Source organism: Blastococcus jejuensis (assembly GCF_039534705.1).
Classification (GTDB): domain Bacteria; phylum Actinomycetota; class Actinomycetes; order Mycobacteriales; family Geodermatophilaceae; genus Blastococcus_B; species Blastococcus_B jejuensis.
Genome location: NZ_BAAAVV010000006.1, coordinates 242763 through 261303, shown reverse-complemented (window position 1 = coordinate 261303; position 18541 = coordinate 242763). Strand labels below are relative to the sequence as shown.

Sequence of the window (18541 nt, the reverse complement as noted above, 5' to 3'; positions counted from 1 at the left end):
CCGTCACCGCCCCGGCGGGGACGGAATCGCGGGCGGCCCGGACGCGGCCGATCATGAGGCGTGACCATCGCCGCTCGCTTCGAGACCGCGCTCGCCGGAGCGGCCGGACCGGAGGTCGAGGGCCCGGAGTTGCTGCCCGTCCGGCTGGCCCGCGCCTGCGCCGACGTCCTCGACGTCGACGGAGCAGCCATCAGCCTGGTCGACGCCACCGCGCAGCGCGTCCCCCTGGGCGCCAGCCACCGGGACGTCGAGGTCGCCGAGCACCTGCAGTTCACCGTCGGCGAGGGCCCCTGCATGCTGGCGCTCAGCACACGCCAGCCGGTCTTCGCCGTCGAGGAGGACCTCCGGCGCAGGTGGCCGGTGTTCGCCGACCTGCTGCTCGCCCAGACACCCTTCCGCGCCGTCGTCACCCTGCCGTTGCAGCCGGCGCTGGCCGGCGCCGCGGCCCTCGCCCTCTTCTTCGAGGACGACCGCCGGGTCCCCGACCTCGACGTGTTCGAGTCCCTGGCGGTCGGCGAGCTCGTGACCGCGGCGCTCGGCGACGCGACGGTGTGGTCGGAGTGGTCGCCCGGCGAGGGCCCCGGGTGGATGCACGGCCCCACGCCGCAGCGGCGGGCGGCGGTGTGGGAGGCGATGGGCAAGGTCGGCGTCGAGCTGGGGGTCGGGGCGACGACGGCGCTGGACCTGATGCGCGGAGCGGCCTACGCGGCGGGCGGGACGGTGGACGACGTCGCCGCGGACCTCCTCGCCGGCCGGCTGACCCCCCGCGACCTCGGTGACCGCGACCAGGGCGTCACCTGACTCACCCGGAGAACGGACCGACCGTCGCCCCAGCCGCCTCCAGCGCCGCACGCACCGCGCGCGCCAGCCCGGCGGCCCCGGGCGTGTCCCCGTGCACGCAGACCGATTCGACCGGCACGCGGAGCGCCGTCCCGTCGACGGCGACCACGACCCCCTCGAGGGCCATCCGCACCGCCCGCTCCGCCACGGCCTCGGCGTCCTGGACCAGCGCGCCCGACTCGCCGCGGCGCACCAGCGAGCCCTCGGCGGTGTAGCCGCGGTCGGCGAAGCCCTCCGGAACCGGGCGCAGGCCCGCCGCCTCCGCCGCCCGCAGCAGCGCCGAGCCGGGCAGGCCGAGCACCGGCAGCGCCCGGTCGTAGGCCACCACCGCCTCGACGACGGCGCGGGCCTGGGCCTCGTGCTCGACGGTGGCGTTGTAGAGCGCCCCGTGCGGCTTGACGTAGGCGACGCGGCCCCCGGTGGTCCGGGCGATGCCGTCCAGTGCCGCGATCTGGTACAGCACCTCGTCGGTGAGCTCGCCCGGCTCGACGTCGACGAAGCGTCGGCCGAAGCCGGCCAGGTCCCGGTAGGCCACCTGCGCGCCGACGGTCACGCCGACCTGCGCGGCCCCGGCGCAGACCCGGCGCATCGTCGACGGGTCGCCGGCGTGGAAGCCGCAGGCGACGTTCGCGCTGGTGACGACGTCGAGCAGTGCCTCGTCCTCGCCGAGCCGCCAGATCCCGAAGCCCTCGCCGAGGTCGGCGTTCAGGTCGATCCGACCCGTCCCGGAGATGCTCACGCCCGCAGTCTCGCACCGGTTCCGGGGAGTCCGGCGATCGGTGTCGACAGGACGACATGTCGACTCGACGTGTCCGGAACAGCACTGTGCGTGTGGGAGGGTGGGTCACGGGACGGTCACGCACGAGCAGGGGGAACGCTTCGGTGACGACGACGGGCATGGTCGCACCCGCGATCGTGCACTCCCTGACCGACGCCGTCCTCGTCGCGGACGCCGAGGGCCGGATCGTGTACGCCAACCCGGCCGTGCACACCCTGCTCGGCCACGACCCCGCCGTCCTCCGTGGCCGTCCGCTCACCGTGCTGATCCCCGAAAGGTTCCGGGCGGCGCACCGCGCGGGCCTGGCCCGGTTTCTCGAGACCGGCGCCGGCGAGCTGCTGGGCACCACGACCCAGCTCCCCACGCTGCACGCCGACGGCTCCGAGCTGACCGTCGACCTGAGCCTGTCGGCCCTCGACGGCGCGGCCACCGCCGTGGACGGCGCGCCCGGCGCGGGCGTCGTCGTCGGGGTCCTGCGCGACGTCAGCTCCGCGGTCCGGCTCGAGCGGCAGGTCGAGGTGGACCGCCACCTGCGCGCGACCCTGCGCGTGACCGCGGCGCTGGCCGAGGCCCCCGACGCCGACGTCGCCTTCGAGCGGCTGCTGCCCAGCCTGTGCGCCGAGCTCGACTGGGACGCCGCCACCCTGTGGCAGCCCGAGCCCTGCGGCAGCCGCCTCGCCCATGCCGCGTCCTGGTCGGCGCCCGGTCTGGCGGTGCCCGCGCTCCAGGCCGACACCCGCCTCCGCACGTTCGTCCCGGGCGAGGGGCTACCCGGGACGGTGTGGCGGCACCGCGCCCCGATCTTCGTCGAAGACCTCTGGGCCGACAGCCGCGTCCTGCGCCGGGAGGCCGTGCGCGCGGACGCCCTGCACACCGCCGTCGCCTTCCCGGTGCTGCACGGGGACACCCTGCTCGGGGTCTGCGAGCTCTTCTCACGCGAGCGCCGCCCGGTGCCGCCCGAACTGCTCGACGTCCTGGCCGGCACCGGCCGCCAGATCGGCCAGTTCCTGGCCCGGCTGCGTGCGGAGACGGAGCTGCGGGAGCTCGCCGACACGCTGCAACGCAGCCTGCTGCCGGCGCACCTGCCCACGATCCCCGGGGTGCAGCTGGCCGCCCGCTACCGCGCCGGGGCCGACGGCGTGATCGTCGGCGGCGACACCTACGACGTGCTGCCGCTGCCCGACGGCCGGTGGATGGTGGTGATCGCCGACGTGTGCGGAACCGGGGCGGAGGCGGCCGCGCTGACCTCGATGACCCGGCACACCGCCCGCGCGGCCGCAGCCTGGGGCGGCGGCCCGGCCGAGATCCTCACCGCGGTCAACGAGGCCCTGCTGCGCGAGCAGGACGGCCGGCGGTTGCGGTTCGTCACCGCTGCCTGCCTGGTGCTCGAGCGCCGATCCGGCAGAACCCGAGCGCGGGTCGTCGTCGCCGGGCACCCCCTGCCGCTGCTCCGCGCCGCCGACGGGTCCGTGACCGAGGTCGGCGTCTGCGGCCGCCCCCTCGGCGTCGAACCGGGCGCCACCTACGTCGAGGTCCCGGTCGAGCTCTCGGGCGGCAGCACGCTGGTGCTCTACACCGACGGGGTCACCGAGGCGCGCGACGACGACGGGATCCAGTTCGGGGAGGAGCGGCTGTCGGCGCTGCTGGGCGAGCACCGGTTCGTGACGGCGGCCGGCGCCGTGACCGCGGTGCACATCGCCGTCGAGCAGCACGTGCGCGGTTCGCGGCACGGCGCCGACGACCTCGCCGTGCTCGCCCTGCGCTGCTGACCTCAGCCGGTCTGGCCGGTCACGTCGTGGGCCACGCCGACGGGTTTGGACTCCGGCGAGCCGCGCTGCCGCAGGAACACCGCGAAGATCGCCATCGACCCGACGGCGAGCATCTCCGATTGCCAGTTCTGGAAGGACCGGTTCCAGAAGTCGGCCTCCCCCAGGTAGCCGACCCAGCTGACCGGATCCTGCCGCTCGGCCAGTTGCTCGGTGTTGAAGGCCGCCCACCCCGCCACCGACGAGGCGGCCCAGGTGAGCAGGAAGAGCGCGCCCATGAGCAGCCCGAGGGATCGGGAGAACAGCGCCGTGCGCCAGCCCCCGGCCCGCGCCCAGGCCGGCGAGTCCTTCGTGGCGTAGCGGCCGACGCGCTGCTCCTCGTCGGTCTCGGTGCCCTCCTCGCCGGGCTTCTTCGACTCCGACGAACCGCGCTGGACCACCCAGACCGTGGCGAAGATGAACAGGAAGAATTGGAGGTACTCCGACTGCCAGTTCTCCATCACGTCGACACCGAAGGACGACGACGTGACGTAGTCGAGCAGCGAGACCGGTTCCAGTCCGTTGGCGGTCTGCTGCGCGTTGACGTCGGCCTGGCCGGACAGCGCCTGCCCGCCGAGCGTGGCGAGGAACAGCCCGCCGAACACCAGGCTCAGCGCGTTGGAACGGAGGAACCCGTACTCCTTCTCCCGCGTGCTCATCGGCCCATCAGCCCCAGCGCGCTGATGTAGGCGATACCGAGGACGATCACGGCCAGGTAGACGACGAACACCACCCGCACGCCTCTCACGGCCCCTCCACCTCGCAGTCGTAGGGCGCCTCGTGCCGCGGGGTGCAGAGCGCGGCGGTGATCCGCCAGCCGTCGCCGGTCCGGGTCAGGAAGACCGTGTCGCCGTCCAGCCGCACCTGCGCCTCCCCGCCCCAGATCGCGACGGACTCGACCCTGCCGACCTCGGTGGCCAGGTCCTGGATCGCCTCGCTGCAGCGTGCGGACTCCTCGCTCTCGAACGCCGCCCGCACCGCGGGAGCGAGCAGATCGCAGCGGGCCTCCGGATCGCCGGTGGGGTCCTCGAACGCGGTGGCCACCCGCTCGACGGCGGGCTCCTCGGCGCCCGCGCACCCGGCGAGCGTGGCCGCGGCGGCAACCACCAGCGCGGCGCCGAACCGACGCGGCAACTGCACGGGCCCTCCTCGTCGACGACGTGCCGGCTTCCGTCCCCGGACCGCTACCCCTGTCGCCCCCACGGGCAAACGATCTTCACCGGACCGCTGGACCGGCCTGGTTACGGTTGCGGCGTGGCTCGCGTAGCGGTGGTCGGCGCCGGTCTGGGCGGGCTCGCCGCGGCCGCTCGGCTGTCGACCGCCGGACACCGGGTGACCGTGCTGGAGCAGTCCGACCGGGTCGGCGGCAAGCTCGGCTGGTTCGAGCGCGACGGGCACGGCTTCGACACCGGCCCGAGCCTGGTGACCCTCCCGGCGGTCTACCGCGCCCTGTTCACCGCGACCGGGGCTCCGCTGGAGGACCGCGTCGAGCTGGTCCGGCTCGACCCCGCGGTGCACTACCGCTTCGCCGACGGCACGCCGCTGGTGATGCCGGGGGCGCTCGATCGGGTCCCCGGCGCCATGGACGACGCGCTGGGCGACGGCGCCGGCGCCCAGTGGTCGGCCCTGCTCGGCCGCGCCGCCGCGATGTGGCGGGTCAGCGAGGGGCCGTTCCTGCGCACCCCGCTGCAGGGTGCCGCGACCCTGGCCCGGCTCGCGCGCAACCCGGCCGACGTCACCACGGTCGCCCCGTGGCAGACGCTGCGCGGGCTGGGCGGCGCCTACCTGCGGCACCCGCACCTGCGGACGCTGCTCGACCGCTACGCCACGTACTCGGGGTCCGATCCGCGTCGCGCGCCCGCGGTGCTGGCCACGGTGCCCTACGTGGAGCAGGCGTTCGGCTCCTGGTACGTGCGCGGCGGCCTGCACCGGCTGGGCGAGGCGGTCGCCGACCGGGCCGCCGAGCGCGGCGCCGTCCTCCGCCTCGGGTGCACCGTGCGGCAGGTGCTGATCGAGGGCGGCCGCGCGGCCGGCGTCGAGCTCGCCGGCGGGGAGCGGGTGCCCGCCGACGTCGTCGTCTCCGGCGCCGACGCGACGGCGCTCTACGCCGACCTCGTGCCCGGCGACCGGCGCACCCGCCGCGCCCGCCGCGACCTGGCGCGCGCCAGGCCGTCGCTGTCGGGCTTCGTGCTGCTGCTGGCCCTCTGCGGCCGCACGCCCGGTCTGGGGCACCACACGGTGCTGTTCCCCGAGGACTACGACGCAGAGTTCGACGCCGTGTTCGGGCGAGGTGGCCCGCCCCGGCCGGTCGCGGACCCGACCGTCTACGTCAGCGCCCCGGACGACGCGGCGCTGCGGCCCGACGCCGACAGCGAGTCGTGGTTCGTGCTCGTCAACGCCCCCCGGCACGACCCCGCCGGGGGCATGGACTGGGACGCCCCGGGCCTGGCCGGGCGCTACGCGGACCGCGTGCTCGACGTGCTGGCCCGCCGCGGGCTCGACGTGCGCGACCGGGTGCGCTGGCGGGTCGTCCGGACGCCGGCCGACCTCGAGCGCGAGACGGGCAGCGTCGGCGGATCGATCTACGGGACGTCGAGCAACGGCGCGCGGGCGGCGTTCCTCCGGCCGGCCAATGCCTCTCCGGTGCCGGGACTGTTCCTGGTCGGGGGCTCGGCGCACCCGGGCGGCGGGCTGCCCCTGGTGGCGCTGTCGGCCGAGATCGTCGCGGGTCTCGTCGGCCCGGCCTGATCGCGCCGGTCCTGGCGGGTCGGTCGCCGCGGATGCGAGGGTGTGCGGACATGCGCACCGACCCGCCGGACTCCGGCCCCGAGCTCGTCCTGCTGACCGCGTTCCTGGACTACCAGCGCGAGACGATGCTGCAGAAGACCGGCGGGCTGACCCGGGCGCAGCTCGCGCAGCAGCTGCCTCCCTCACCGCTCACGCTGGCCGGCCTGCTCAACCACCTGGCGAAGGTCGAGGACGTCTGGTTCCGGGTGCGGTTCGCCGGGCTCCCGGAGGCCGGGTGGCGGGCCGGCGTCGATGCGGCCGCCGACCCGGACTGGGACTTCCACACCGCCACTGCGCTGGAGCCCGAGGTGCTGCGCGACCGCTACCGGACGGCGTGCGCGGCGAGCCGGGAGATCACCGGGCAGGCGCAGGACCTCGACCAGCTCTCCGCGCTCCCCCGTCGCGACGGCGGGCCGGTCTCCCTGCGCTGGATCCTGATCCACATGATCGAGGAGACCGCGCGGCACGCGGGCCACGCCGACCTGCTGCGCGAGGCGATCGACGGCGCCGTCGGCGAGTGACCAGCCGGCGGGGCTGATCAGGGGCGCGGGTCGGTGCGCAGGATCCCCATGTCGAGCACGTCGTGGCGGACGCCGTCCCAGAGCAGCGCGTCGCGCCGGCGACCCTCCACGCGGAAGCCGCACTTCTCGTAGACCCGCTGCGCGCGGGGGTTGTGGGCGTAGACCTGCAGGTCCACCCGGTGCACGCCGACGGTGCCGAGCGCGTGGTCGAGCACCAGCCGGGTGATCTCGGTGCCCAGCCCGCGGCCGAAGAGGTGCGGTCCGGCCAGGCCGATACGGTAGCCGCAGGTCTCGTTGTCCGGGTCGAGGTCGAGCAGCACCGCCTCCCCCAGGAAACCGCCGTCCGCGGTGCTCGTCACCGCCCAGTCGGCGCGGTCGTGCTGGTCGGCGCGGCTGCGCAGCCACCCCTCGGTCTGCTCGCGCGTGAACTCGGCGTGCGTGCCCGTGAGCCGCCGCCCCTCCGGCTCGCGGACGTAGGCCCAGTAGGCCTCGAGCACCGCCGGCCCGAGCGGCTCGAGCCGCACCCGTTCACCGGTGAGCACGGGCTGGTCGCGGAAGGCGTCGGGCAGGAGCACACGGCCAGCCAACCAGGTCAGCCGCGCGCGGCGCCGTACCCCAGCAGAGCGGCGAGGCCGAGCGCGCTGCGCGGGGCGTACGGGGTGCGCCACAGCCCGCCGTGCACCGCGTCGAACGCCTCGTCCTGCCAGGGGTGCTCGTGCGCCGGCCCCCGGCCGGACTGCAGGTCGTGCACCAGGAGCGCGGCCATCAGCACGTTCGCGGTCGCGGGTTCGAACACCTCGACCCCGAACCGGTGGGCGCCGGCGTAGGCCGCCGCGAGCGCGCGGTTCTTCACCACCGACCGGGTGCGCGTCGGCGGCGCGACGTTCATCGACACCGTCGTCCCCGCCTCCCGGGCGACGGTCGCCCGCCACCGGTGCAGCCGCTTGGCCAGGGCGTAGTTGGGGCCCTGCTGGGCGACCAGGCTGTCGCTGATGCCGGGATCGGCGCCGGGGACGTACGCCCGGCGCAGCAGGCGGCCGGCCGACAGCGTCCGCAGCGGGCGACCCACGAGCTTCGCGGTCGCGGACCGTCCGGCGTAGGCGCGGACCGAGTGCGCCACGGCCTCCGGCGGGACGGCGAAGACGTCGGTCGGCGTCGCGAGGAAGGCCAGGGCCGAGTCCGGCCGGTCCGCCAGGAGCCCGACGGTCAGCGCGTCGACGGCGGTCGAGACGCGGACGTTGGTCCCGCCGTCGGCGTAGACGTAGTTGCCGACCACGAGCCGGCGGTCGCGCTCCCGCAGCCACTCCGCGACGGCGGGGACCTCCGTGATCAGGTCGGCCCCGGCCCGGCGGGCCAGGTCGGCGTCGGACGTGCCCTCGGGCACGGGCACGAGCAGGGCGCCTGCCCCGCGCCGCGCGGTGTCGAGCACCCGCTGCCAGAGCGCGCCGCGCGGCAGGTCGACCGCGGCGACGCGTGCCCCCCACCGCAGCAGCGAGGTCAGCGGGCCCATCTCGGCACCGGCCCCGAGCACCGCGACCGTGACCTCCGGCAGCCGGAGCCACTCCGGGTGCGCGACCACCTCGCGCACGGCGTCGGCGGCCGACGGTTCCATCACGCCCCGCTCGACCCAGTCGTCGAGCCGCCGGCCGAGGGCGTCGCCGCGCAGCCGACTCCCGCCGTAGGGCAGCGAGAACTCCTCCTCGCGATCACCGGTTCCGGCGACCTCGACCGTCGAGAGCCGGCGCCCGGGCGTGGCGGTCCGCAGCGTGTCCAGCGGGGTCTCACCCCCGTCGACCCCGGCGACCCGCATCCGGGTGTGCAGCGACGTCAGCCCGGCGTCCGCGATCGACAGCGCCGCCGCACGCGAGGCCAGCCCCGCCTCGACCAGCCGCCGGAAGTGCACCAGGTACCCGGCGCGCCAGTTGGTCTCCTGCGCGGCCGCGAGCGCACCGGCGGGATCCACGTCCCGCAGCGCATCGGCGACCACCGCGCGGCCGAGCGCGGCGGTGCTCCGCCGGCCGTCGGGCCCCATGGGGAAGACGACGCCGGTCTCCTGCTCGTCGGCCATCAGCCCACTCCCTGCCCGTGCCGGCCCTCGCCGGCGGCGAACCGCGCCGCCCCCGGCAGCGCGTCGACCGCCAGCGAGATCATCCCGCGGCGGAACTCGTTGGCCAGTGCGGCCTCCTCCTCCAGCCCGTCCTGCTCCAGGAGTGAGGCGCGATCCTGCCGCAGACAGGTCTGCGGGAAGGCGGCGAGGTCCGCGGCCAGCCGCTGCGCCGCCGCCAGCGCCTCGCCGGGCGGCACGACGCGGTTGACCAACCCGATCGCGAGAGCCTCGGCGGCGTCGACCGGGCGCCCGGTGAGCACCAGGTCCATCGCGCGGGAGGCACCGATCAGCCGCGGCAGCCGCACCGTCCCGCCGTCGATCAGCGGTACGCCCCAGCGGCGGCAGAAGACGCCGAGGACGGCGGTCTCGTCGGCCACCCGCAGGTCGCACCACAGCGCCAGCTCGAGCCCGCCGGCGACGGCGTGCCCGGCGATGGCGGCGATCACCGGCTTGCTCAGCCGCAGCCGCGTGGGGCCCATCGGCCCGTCGCCGCCGACCTCGGTGCGGTTGCCCGTCGGCGTGCCGACCGCGCGCAGGTCGGCGCCCGCGCAGAAGGTGCCGCCCTCGCCGTGCAGCACGGCGACGGCCGCGTCGGGATCGGCGTCGAACGCGCGGAAGGCCTCGGCCAGCGCCGCCGCGGTGGGGCCGTCGACGGCGTTGCGCGCGTGCGGCCGCGACAACCGGACCGTGGTCACCGGTCCCGACCGCTCGACCGTGACCGCCTCGGGGCCGGACACCGTCATCACCGCTCCTCGACGAGCGGTGCCCCCTCCACCGGGGCACCGGCCTCCAGCCAGCGCAACAGCGTGCGGGCACCGAACCCGGTGCCGCCCTTGACGATCTCGGCGTCGTCGGAGCCTGCGCGGGCCGGCCCGGCGACGTCGAGGTGCGCCCACGGCAGCTCGCCGGCGAACGGGCGCAGGAAGAGCGCGGCCGTCGTGCCCCCGGGGTTGCCGGGCGCGTTGTTGGCGTCGGCCACGGCGCTGTCGAGCAGGTCGGCGTACTCCTCGGCCAGCGGCATCCGCCACAGCGGCTCGCCGGCGTGCGCACCGGCGGTGCGCAGCGCGTCGGCCAGCCCGTCGGTGGTGGCGTAGAGGCCACCGGTCCGGGTGCCGAGCGCCACCTTCATCGCCCCGGTCAGCGTCGCCACGTCGACGAGGACGGTGGCGCCCAGCTCCAGCCGCGCGTAGGCCAGCCCGTCGGCCAGCACCATGCGCCCCTCGGCGTCGGTGTTGAGCACCTCGGTCGTGCGGCCGCCGACGTGCCGGACGACGTCGGCCGGGCGGTAGGAGGCCCCGGACACGGCGTTCTCCGCCGCCGGGACGACGGCGGTCACGGCCACCGGGAGCTCCGACCGCGCGGCGGCCTCGAGCGTGGCGAGCACCGCGGCGCCCCCGGCCATGTCGGTCTTCATCTCGCGCATGCCGGCGTTCGGTTTGATCGACAGCCCGCCGGTGTCGAAGGTGATGCCCTTGCCGACGAGGACCGGGTGCCCGTCGCCCGCGGCGGGGTGGCGGTAGCCGACCACGATCACCCGGGGCGGTGTCGCCGAGCCGCCACCGACGGCGAGGACCCCGCCGAAACCGCCGTCGCGCAGTTCGTCGGGGGCGAGGACGCGGACCGTGACATGCGGGAGACCGGCGAACCGCGCGGTGACCTGGTCGGCCAGCCACCCGGGGTTCTTGGTGTTGCTCGGCGTGTTGATCAGGTCGCGGGCCCATGCGACGGCCTCGGCGGTCACCTGTCCCGCGCGGGCGGCGGTGGTCACCGCCGGGTCGTCGGCGTCCGCGGCCACCACGGTGACGGTCTCGAGCCGGGCGGGGTGCGCGCTCGACGTCTGCCGGAACCGGTAGCCGGCCAGGAGCGCGGCCTCGACCGCGGCCCGGACCTCGTCGGCACCGGCCGGGGCGGCGGCGTTGTCGAGCGGGAGGACCAGCCGGCGGGCACCGTGCTCGGCGAGGGTCTGACCGCGGCGGACGGCGGTGGACACGTAACCGCGCACGTCGGGCAGGGTGGCCTCGCCGATGCCGACGGCGACCACGCTGCGCGGCCGCCGTCCCGGGATCGGCACGTTCGTGACGGTGCTCGTCCGCCCCTTGTTGCCCGTGTCGGCCAGGGCGCCGGTGAGCAGCTCCGGGCTGACCGGCGGCACACCCGCCGGGGCGGTCAGCCAGCCGGGCAGGGCTCCGCCGGACCCGACCGGCACGGCCAGCAGGTCGTCGGGGCCCAGGTCGGGCAGCGCCGCGACGACCTCGACCCGCGGGAACGGCGCGGCCCCGGACGCCGGCGTGCTGCCGGCGGCCGGGGCCGCGCCGTCGTTCGCGGGGCTGCCCGGAGGCAGGCTCGCGGGGGTGCTCAGCTGGTCGCGCCCTTCAGTGCCTCCGACAGTGCCGCCGCCTCGTCGGGAGACAGCTCGACGACCAGGCGACCGCCTCCCTCGAGCGGTACGCGCATGACCAGGCCGCGGCCCTCCTTGGTCACCTCGAGGGGACCTTCACCCGTGCGCGGCTTCATGGCCGCCATGCGTGCCTCCTTCGCCGGCCAGCACGCTGCCACCGGGGCAGCAGCATCTGGCGTCCGTCGATGCTGTGAGTCTCCACCCATGATCCCGTATGCAGCTCCCAGCTCCAACATGAGCCCCCTCCCGTGTCACCCGGCCGCGCCCGGTGCCGTTGCCCGGAAGCAGTCGGCGACGTGGTCGTCGACCATGCCGGTGGCCTGCATCAGGGCGTAGGCGGTGGTCGGGCCGACGAAGGCGAAGCCCCGCCGCTTGAGCTCCTTGGCCATCGCCACCGACTCCGGGCTGGTCGCCGGCACCTCGGCCAGCGCCGCCGGCCGGCGGCGCGGCCCGTCGGGCGCGAAGGACCACAGCAGGGCGTCGAGCCCTTCCGGCAGCTCCAGCGCGGCCCGCGCGTTGCGGACGGCGGCGGCGATCTTGGCCCGGTTGCGGACGATCCCCGCGTCGGCCATCAGGCGGGCCTCGTCGTCGTCGGTGAAGGCGGCGACGGCGGGCACGGAGAAGCCGGCGAACGCCGCCCGGAAGGCGGGCCGCTTGCGCAGGATGGTGATCCAGGAGAGGCCGGACTGGAACGCCTCGAGGCAGAGCCGCTCGAACAGGGCGTCGTCGCCGTGCAGCGGCGTGCCCCACTCCTCGTCGTGGTAGGTCACGTACTCGGGCGCGCTGTTGCCCCACCCGCAGCGCTGCAGCTCCTCGGTCACGCCAGGGACGCTAGTGCGGAGGTCCGACAGGTCACCGGGCGGAGGCGTCGATCGCCGCCTCGGTCGGCTCGGGACGGCGGGCGTCGCTGCGGCGGGTGGCGAGCACGCAGCCGACCAGCACCAGCGGCAGGCCCAGCGCGATGCCGAGGGTGAACGGCTCGTCGAGCAGCAGGACCCCCAGCAGCACGGCGACCGCCGGGTTGACGAAGGTGATGACCAGCGCCCGCTGCGGCCCGACCTCGCGGATGAGCGCGAAGAAGAGCGCCAGGGCCAGCGCGGTGCACACGACCCCCAGCCCCACCAGCGACAGCCACGCGGGCGCCGACACCTCGCGCACCTCACCCCACTGCGTCGCGGTGAAGGGCGCGTAGACGACCGCCGTGACGAACAGCGCGATCGAACTGGCCGCCACTCCGGGCACGTCGGGCAGCGCCCGCGTCACCACCAGTGGCCCGGCGGCGTAACCGATCAGCACCAGGCCGATGGCCAGCAGCGGCAGCAACTGCGCGCCCTCGACGTCCAGACCGAGCAGCACTCCGATGCCCACGACGCCGACCGCCATGCCGAGGATGCGCACCGGCGTCAGCCGCTCCTCCTCCCCGAGCAGCCGGGCCGCCAGCGCGGCGACGAACGGCACCCCGGCGACGAGCAGACCGGTGAGCGAGCTGGACAGGGTCTGCTCCGCGTAGGCGATGAGGAACCAGGGGCCCGCCATCTCGAACGCGGTGAACACCAGCAGCGCGCGCCAGTGCCGCAGGGCCGGGCGGAGCTGACCCCGGGCGATCGTCCAGGGGAGCAGGAGCGCGGCGCCGACGACGCATCGGACGAACACCAGCATCTCCGGGGAGACCTCGTCGACGGCGACCTTGATCAGCAGGTAGGGCACGCCCCAGATGACCGACATGGCGACGAACAGCACCCAGCCGCGCCGGCTCACGCCCGCTCCCCCGCCGTCCTGACCGTCGCCGTCACCGGCTCATCTTCGCCCCCGCCGCAACGGCCGCCGCCAGGGTGCCAGGCCGGCGTGTCCGCGCCGGCGGCTCAGGCCGCGTACGTGGAGGCGAAGCGGACGAACCGCCGCAGCGAGAAGCGCACGCCCGCGACGAAGAACGGCCGGATCAGCGCCGCGAGCACCTCGCCGACGACACCGAACGGCGGGTGCAGCCGTTCGGTCCAGGTGAAGACGACCCCACCCCCGGCGCGCGGCTCGATCTCGACGATGCCCGGGCCCCGGACGACGCGGCCGGTGTGCTGGACGACGACCCGGCGCGGGGGGTCCCACTCGGTGATCACCATCGTGTCGACCACGCCCAGGTGCCGGCCCCCGGGCAGCGGGATGCCGGTGCGCGCCACCATCCGCCCGTGCAGCCGCTGCGCCGGCCCGCCCACCTCGCGGACGTCGGTGGCGAACATCCACTCGCCCTGCCTGGTCCAGTCGGTCACCGCCGCCCACACCCGCTCCGCCGGTGCGTCGATCTCGATGCGCTCGACCAGGTCACGCACGCTGCTCCTCCTCGCCGTCGGGTTGCCCGGGCTCCGGTGTGCCCGCCTGCTCCTTCGGGTCGTCCACCGCGGGCGGATGCAGCCGGTCCCGCAGGTCGGCGATCTCGGCGTCGCGCTCGTCGAGGATCTGGGCGAACTGGTCGAGCAGCCAGTCCACCTCGGTCATGCGGTAGCCGCGGAACGCCGCGGAGATCTGCAGCGCCCGGACGTCGTCGCCGATCACCGGCCGATCGTCGGGGAGCTCCACCGGGGACCGGTCCAGCTCGGCCGGGGGCTGCGTCTCCCCGCGTCCGAGCAGCACCGAGGAGCCGAGGAACAGCAGGCCCCCGACGACGAGCACGCCGATGACGAAGACGACGAACCCGAGCACGTCAGATGTCGCTCGGCCCGGTCACCAGCGGCGCGCGCATGCCACCTCCGCCGTCGCCGGCCTGGCGCGCCGCCTCGGCGGCCTGGATGACGGCGACGACCTCGGCCACGTCGTCGGTCAGGGTGATCAGGTCGAGGTCGGCCGGGTTGATCGTCCCGGTGCTCGCCAGGGTGGTGCGGACCCACTCGATCAACCCGGCCCAGTACTCGGTGCCGAAGAGCACGACCGGGAAGCGGGTGACCTTGCGCGTCTGGACCAGGGTGAGCGCCTCGAACAGCTCGTCGAGGGTGCCGAAACCGCCCGGCAGGATCACGAAGGCCTGGGCGTACTTCACGAACATCGTCTTGCGCACGAAGAAGTAGCGGAACGAGATGCCGACGTCGACCCACTCGTTGAGCTCCTGCTCGAACGGCAGCTCGATGCCCAGCCCGACCGAGAGCCCTCCGGCCTCCGACGCGCCGCGGTTGGCCGCCTCCATCGCACCCGGCCCGCCGCCGGTGATGACGGCGTAGCCGGCCTGCGACAGCGCGGCACCGATCTGCACGCCGGCCGCGTAGTGCGGGTGGTCGCGCGGCGTGCGGGCGCTGCCGAACACGCTGACCGACTTCGGCAGCTCGGCGAGCAGGCCGAAGCCCTCCACGAACTCGCTCTGGATGCGCAGCACCCGCCACGGGTCCGTGTGCACCCAGTCCGTGGGACCGCGCCGGTCGAGCAGCCGCTGGTCGGTGGTCGACCCCTGGAGGCGGGGATCGGGCTCCCCGCCCCGCAGCATGACCGGGCCGCGGTGCCGGGTGGGCCGCGCCCGGCGTTCGGCAGAGGGCTCCATGCCCGTCGGCTGCTCCCGCTCGATGCTCATCTACTGCTCCCGCTCGATGCTCATCTACTGCTCCCGCTCCGTGCTCATCTGCTGCTCCCGTCCAGGTATGCGGTCAGGGCGTCCTCGGCCGGCTGCAGCCGGTCGACGAGCACGTGCTCCTCGCGGGTGTGCGCGAGCTGCGGGTCGCCGGGGCCGTAGTTGACCGCCGGGATGCCGAACGCGGCGAACCGGGCGACGTCGGTCCAGCCGAGCTTGGCGCGGGCGGGCCGGCCGACCGCCGCGACGAACTCGGCCGCCGCCGGCTCGGCCAGGCCGGGCAGCGCTCCCCCGGCGTTGTCGACGACGGTCAGCGTCGCCCCCGCGGCGATCGCCTCGGCGAAGACCTCCCGCACGTGGGCCTCGGCGGCGTCCTCGTCCCGGTCCGGCGCGTAGCGGAAGTTGACCTCCACGCGGCAGGCGTCGGGGATGACGTTGCCCGCCACCCCGCCCTCGATGCGGACGGCGTTGAGCCCCTCCCGGTAGAGGCAGCCGTCGATCTCCACCTCGCGGGCCTCGTAGGCGTCCAGGGTGGCGAGGATCGCGGCGGCGCCGTGGATGGCGTTGGTGCCCAGCCAGCTGCGCGCGCTGTGCGCCCGGCGGCCCGGCACGTCGATGACCGCCCGCATCGTGCCCTGGCAGCCGGCCTCGATCTCGCCGTCGGTGGGCTCGAGCAGGACGGCGAGGTCGCCGTACAGCCAGCTGCGGCGCTCCCGCGCCACCCGACCCAGCCCGTTGAGCGCCGAGTCGACCTCCTCGTTGTCGTAGAAGACGAACGTGAGGTCGTGCACCGGGGTCGCGCCCGGCACGCCGAACCGGCCGGCCAGCCGGAGCATCACCGCGTCGCCGGCCTTCATGTCGGTGGTGCCGCAGCCGTAGAGCCGGTCGCCCTCCAGCCGGCTGGGCACGTTGTCGGCGATCGGCACCGTGTCCAGGTGCCCGGCCAGCACGAGCCGGGTGGGCAGGCCCAGCTCGGTGCGGGCGAGGACGGCGTTGCCGATCCGCTCGACCTCGAGCCCGCCCAGCGCGCGCAGCGCCGTCTCGACGAGATCGGCGAGGTCCTCCTCGGTGCCCGACACCGACGGCACATCCACGAGGGCCCGGGTGAGGGTGAGGACATCGGCGGACAGGTCCAGCTGCGGGAGGTCACTCACGACGCCCGAGCCTATGCGGTGCGGCGCGCACCGGCCGGAAGGGTGCGGAGTCGGCTCGGTAGCGTCGTCGCCGTGACCGACGCCGTCCCCCTCTCCGCCGTAGCCGCCGGCCTCGCGACCGTGACCCCGTCGGGGACGGTCCTCGACACGTGGTTCCCCGAGCCCCGGCTGGGTGCGACGGACGGCGTCAAGCCGGGGACCAAGCGGCTCGGCGCCCTGGAACTCTCCGGCGAGCTCGGTCCCGACTACGGCGGCCTGGTCCGGCGCGACGAGGCGCGCGGCGTCGAGATCATCGCCGTCCGCACGGTCATCCCCGACCTGTCCGCTCCCCCGGTCGACACCTACGACGTCTGGCTGCGGCTGCACCTCCTCTCGCACCGGCTGATCCGGCCGCACGGCGCGAACATGACCGGCGTGTTCGGGCTGCTCACCAACGTGGCCTGGACCAGCGCGGGCCCGGTCGAGGCGGCCGGCTTCAACGCCCACCGGCTGCGGGCCGCCGTCGGCCACGTGACGGTGTTCGGCGTCGACAAGTTCCCGCGGATGGTCGACTACGTCATCCCCTCCGGGGTGCGCATCGCCGACGGCGACCGGGTGCGTCTGGGCGCGCACCTCGCCGAGGGCACCACGGTCATGCACGAGGGCTTCGTGAACTTCAACGCCGGCACGCTCGGCCCGTCGATGGTCGAGGGCCGGATCAGCGCCGGCGTCGTCGTCGGCCCCGACAGCGACATCGGCGGCGGCGCCTCGATCATGGGGACGCTGTCCGGCGGCGGCACCCAGGTCATCTCGATCGGCAGCGGCTGCCTGCTGGGCGCCAACGCCGGCATCGGCATCTCCCTCGGCGACGGCTGCGTCGTCGAGGCCGGGTGCTACGTGACCGGCGGCTCGCGGGTGACCCTGCCCGACGGGTCGGTGGTCAAGGCGCTGGAGCTCTCCGGCCGCAACGGGCTGCTGTTCCGCCGCAACAGCGTCAGCGGCGCGCTGGAGGCGCTCCCCCGCGACGGCAACTGGGGCGCCCTCAACGCCGAGCTCCACGCCAACTAGCCCCTACGGAGCTTTCGGTACAGAAAGCTCCGTAGGGAACCTGAGCTTTCGGTACAGAAAGCTCAGGACGAGGGGTGGACGACGGGGCCCGGTCCCGCACTAGGCTCGCCGCACCCTGGGCGGACCGAGTCGGAGGAGACGACGGTGGCCGAGTTGCAGCACAAGATCCTGCTCGACGAGTCCCAACTGCCCACGCAGTGGTACAACGTCGTCCCCGATCTGCCGAGCCCGCCACCGCCGCCGCTGCACCCCGGCACGCTGCAACCGGTCGGCCCCGACGACCTCGCCCCGCTGTTCCCGATGGACCTCATCGCCCAGGAGGTCACCACCGAGCGGTTCGTCGACATCCCCGGTGAGGTGCTCGACGTCTACAAGCTCTGGCGGCCCTCGCCGCTGTACCGCGCGCACCGCCTCGAGAAGGCGCTCGGCACACCGGCGCGGATCTACTACAAGTACGAGGGCGTCTCACCGGCCGGCTCGCACAAGCCGAACACGGCAGTCCCGCAGGCCTACTACAACGCCAAGGCCGGCGTGCGGAAGCTGACGACCGAGACCGGGGCCGGGCAGTGGGGCACCGCCCTCGCCTTCGCCAGCGCGCTGTTCGGGCTCGAGTGCGAGATCTGGATGGTCGGCGCCTCGTACGACCAGAAGCCGTACCGCCGCACGATGATGGAGGTGTTCGGCGCCACGGTGCACCGCTCGCCGTCGGACCTCACCGAGGCCGGGCGGGCCATCCGAGCCGGCAACCCGGAGCACACCGGATCACTCGGCATCGCGATCAGCGAGGCGGTCGAGGTCGCCGCGGGCGACCCGGAGATCCGGTACGCGCTGGGCAGCGTGCTCAACCACGTGCTCCTCCACCAGACGATCATCGGCGAGGAGGCGCTCCTGCAGCTGGCCTCGGTCGGCGAGGCGCCGGACGTGATCGTGGGGTGCACCGGAGGCGGGTCGAACTTCGGCGGGCTGACGTTCCCGTTCCTGCGCGAGAAGCTCGCCGGCCGGATGTCGCCGACGATCCGCGCCGTGGAACCGGCGTCGTGCCCGTCGCTGACCCGCGGGGTCTACGCCTACGACTTCGGCGACACCGCGGGCATGACGCCGCTGATGAAGATGCACACGCTCGGCCACGGGTTCATCCCTGATCCGATCCACGCCGGCGGGCTCCGGTACCACGGCATGTCGCCGCTGCTCTCGCACATCTACGAACTCGGCCTGATCGAGGCGCTGGCGCTGCCGCAGACCGAGTGTTTCGGGGCGGCCATCCAGTTCGCCCGCACCGAGGGGATCGTGCCCGCGCCGGAGCCGACGCACGCCATCGCCGCCTGCATACGCGAGGCCCAGGCCTGCACGGAGTCGGGCGAGGAGAAGGTCATCCTCACGGCGCTGTGCGGGCACGGGCATCTCGACCTGGCCGCCTACGACGCCTACCTCGCCGGGCGCATGGTCGACGAGGACGTCACCGACGAGCGGTTCGCCGCGGGCCTGGCCGACCTGCCCCGCGTCCCCGCCGGCGCCTGAGAAAGGACCCCCTGCCCCCCACCACTCGCACGCTCGCGG

The 18541-nt window shown here is 75.0% G+C and carries 20 protein-coding genes; 6 read left to right on the top strand and 14 right to left on the bottom strand.

Translation table 11 applies throughout. The annotated features are described in order from the left end of the window. Positions 1-60: 60 nt before the first annotated feature. Positions 61-801 (top strand): GAF domain-containing protein, encoded by a 741-nt coding sequence (locus ABD644_RS14575; RefSeq protein ID WP_344689659.1) that lies wholly within the window; start codon positions 61-63, stop codon positions 799-801. A 1-nt stretch (position 802) separates the two neighbouring features. Here the strand turns inward: ABD644_RS14575 and ABD644_RS14570 are convergent, their stop codons facing one another. Then, positions 803-1579 (bottom strand): LamB/YcsF family protein, encoded by a 777-nt coding sequence (locus ABD644_RS14570; RefSeq protein WP_344689658.1) that lies wholly within the window; start codon positions 1577-1579, stop codon positions 803-805. 158 nt (positions 1580-1737) lie between these two features. On the opposite strand from ABD644_RS14570, the gene ABD644_RS14565 reads away from it, so the two are divergent. Then, the gene (locus ABD644_RS14565) at positions 1738-3387 is read left to right on the top strand and encodes a SpoIIE family protein phosphatase (protein ID WP_344689657.1); all 1650 of its coding nucleotides are present in this window, start codon (positions 1738-1740) and stop codon (positions 3385-3387) included. A gap of 2 nt (positions 3388-3389) precedes the next feature. On the opposite strand, the gene ABD644_RS14560 is transcribed toward ABD644_RS14565, so the two are convergent. Together ABD644_RS14560 and ABD644_RS14555 are read right to left on the bottom strand one after the other, a co-directional pair. Next, positions 3390-4082, bottom strand: coding sequence for a DUF6766 family protein (locus tag ABD644_RS14560; RefSeq protein ID WP_344689656.1), 693 nt, complete (start codon positions 4080-4082; stop codon positions 3390-3392). Between the two features lie 85 nt (positions 4083-4167). Then, positions 4168-4563, bottom strand: a complete 396-nt coding sequence (locus ABD644_RS14555) for a hypothetical protein (RefSeq protein ID WP_344689655.1) — start codon at positions 4561-4563, stop codon at positions 4168-4170. Positions 4564-4677: 114 nt separating this feature from the next. Between ABD644_RS14555 and ABD644_RS14550 the strand changes: the two genes are divergently transcribed. After that, positions 4678-6171 carry a phytoene desaturase family protein gene (locus tag ABD644_RS14550; protein WP_344689654.1) on the top strand — a complete coding sequence of 498 codons (1494 nt, stop codon included), beginning with the start codon at positions 4678-4680 and terminating at the stop codon, positions 6169-6171. A 50-nt stretch (positions 6172-6221) separates the two neighbouring features. Then, positions 6222-6731, top strand: coding sequence for a DinB family protein (locus tag ABD644_RS14545; protein WP_344689653.1), 510 nt, complete (start codon positions 6222-6224; stop codon positions 6729-6731). Between the two features lie 17 nt (positions 6732-6748). On the opposite strand, the gene ABD644_RS14540 is transcribed toward ABD644_RS14545, so the two are convergent. From ABD644_RS14540 to dapE, 11 genes are all read right to left on the bottom strand, one after another. Beyond that, positions 6749-7306, bottom strand: coding sequence for a GNAT family N-acetyltransferase (locus ABD644_RS14540; protein ID WP_344689652.1), 558 nt, complete (start codon positions 7304-7306; stop codon positions 6749-6751). 17 nt (positions 7307-7323) lie between these two features. Beyond that, on the bottom strand, positions 7324-8799 hold the full coding sequence (locus tag ABD644_RS14535; RefSeq protein WP_344689651.1) for a hypothetical protein: 1476 nt from the start codon (positions 8797-8799) through the stop codon (positions 7324-7326). Next, positions 8799-9581, bottom strand: coding sequence for a crotonase/enoyl-CoA hydratase family protein (locus ABD644_RS14530; protein ID WP_344689650.1), 783 nt, complete (start codon positions 9579-9581; stop codon positions 8799-8801). The genes ABD644_RS14535 and ABD644_RS14530 overlap by 1 nt, the downstream gene beginning before the upstream one ends. Next, complete coding sequence (locus tag ABD644_RS14525) at positions 9581-11044, bottom strand: leucyl aminopeptidase family protein (RefSeq protein ID WP_344689649.1); 1464 nt, start codon at positions 11042-11044, stop codon at positions 9581-9583. Before ABD644_RS14525 ends, ABD644_RS14530 begins: the two co-directional genes overlap by 1 nt. A 149-nt stretch (positions 11045-11193) precedes the next feature. Next, positions 11194-11361 carry a DUF3117 domain-containing protein gene (locus ABD644_RS14520; protein ID WP_012947303.1) on the bottom strand — a complete coding sequence of 56 codons (168 nt, stop codon included), beginning with the start codon at positions 11359-11361 and terminating at the stop codon, positions 11194-11196. Positions 11362-11487: 126 nt separating this feature from the next. Next, complete coding sequence (locus ABD644_RS14515) at positions 11488-12057, bottom strand: DNA-3-methyladenine glycosylase I (RefSeq protein ID WP_344689645.1); 570 nt, start codon at positions 12055-12057, stop codon at positions 11488-11490. 31 nt (positions 12058-12088) lie between these two features. Beyond that, a complete protein-coding gene (locus ABD644_RS14510; RefSeq protein ID WP_344689644.1) occupies positions 12089-12994 on the bottom strand; it encodes a DMT family transporter in 906 nt (301 codons plus the stop codon). Between the two features lie 104 nt (positions 12995-13098). Next, positions 13099-13560, bottom strand: coding sequence for an SRPBCC family protein (locus ABD644_RS14505; RefSeq protein WP_344689643.1), 462 nt, complete (start codon positions 13558-13560; stop codon positions 13099-13101). Then, positions 13553-13930: a DivIVA domain-containing protein gene (locus ABD644_RS14500; protein WP_344689642.1), complete on the bottom strand. Its 378-nt coding sequence runs from the start codon at positions 13928-13930 to the stop codon at positions 13553-13555. Before ABD644_RS14500 ends, ABD644_RS14505 begins: the two co-directional genes overlap by 8 nt. 1 nt (position 13931) lies before the next feature. Continuing rightward, the gene (locus ABD644_RS14495) at positions 13932-14786 is read right to left on the bottom strand and encodes an LOG family protein (RefSeq protein ID WP_344689641.1); all 855 of its coding nucleotides are present in this window, start codon (positions 14784-14786) and stop codon (positions 13932-13934) included. Positions 14787-14830: 44 nt separating this feature from the next. Further along, the gene (gene dapE, locus ABD644_RS14490) at positions 14831-15937 is read right to left on the bottom strand and encodes a succinyl-diaminopimelate desuccinylase (protein WP_344689640.1); all 1107 of its coding nucleotides are present in this window, start codon (positions 15935-15937) and stop codon (positions 14831-14833) included. Positions 15938-16009: 72 nt separating this feature from the next. Between dapE and dapD the strand changes: the two genes are divergently transcribed. Beyond that, the gene (dapD, locus tag ABD644_RS14485; RefSeq protein WP_344689639.1) at positions 16010-16984 is read left to right on the top strand and encodes a 2,3,4,5-tetrahydropyridine-2,6-dicarboxylate N-succinyltransferase; all 975 of its coding nucleotides are present in this window, start codon (positions 16010-16012) and stop codon (positions 16982-16984) included. Between the two features lie 144 nt (positions 16985-17128). Next, complete coding sequence (locus tag ABD644_RS14480; protein WP_344689638.1) at positions 17129-18502, top strand: TrpB-like pyridoxal phosphate-dependent enzyme; 1374 nt, start codon at positions 17129-17131, stop codon at positions 18500-18502. The last annotated feature ends 39 nt before the right edge of the window (positions 18503-18541 follow it).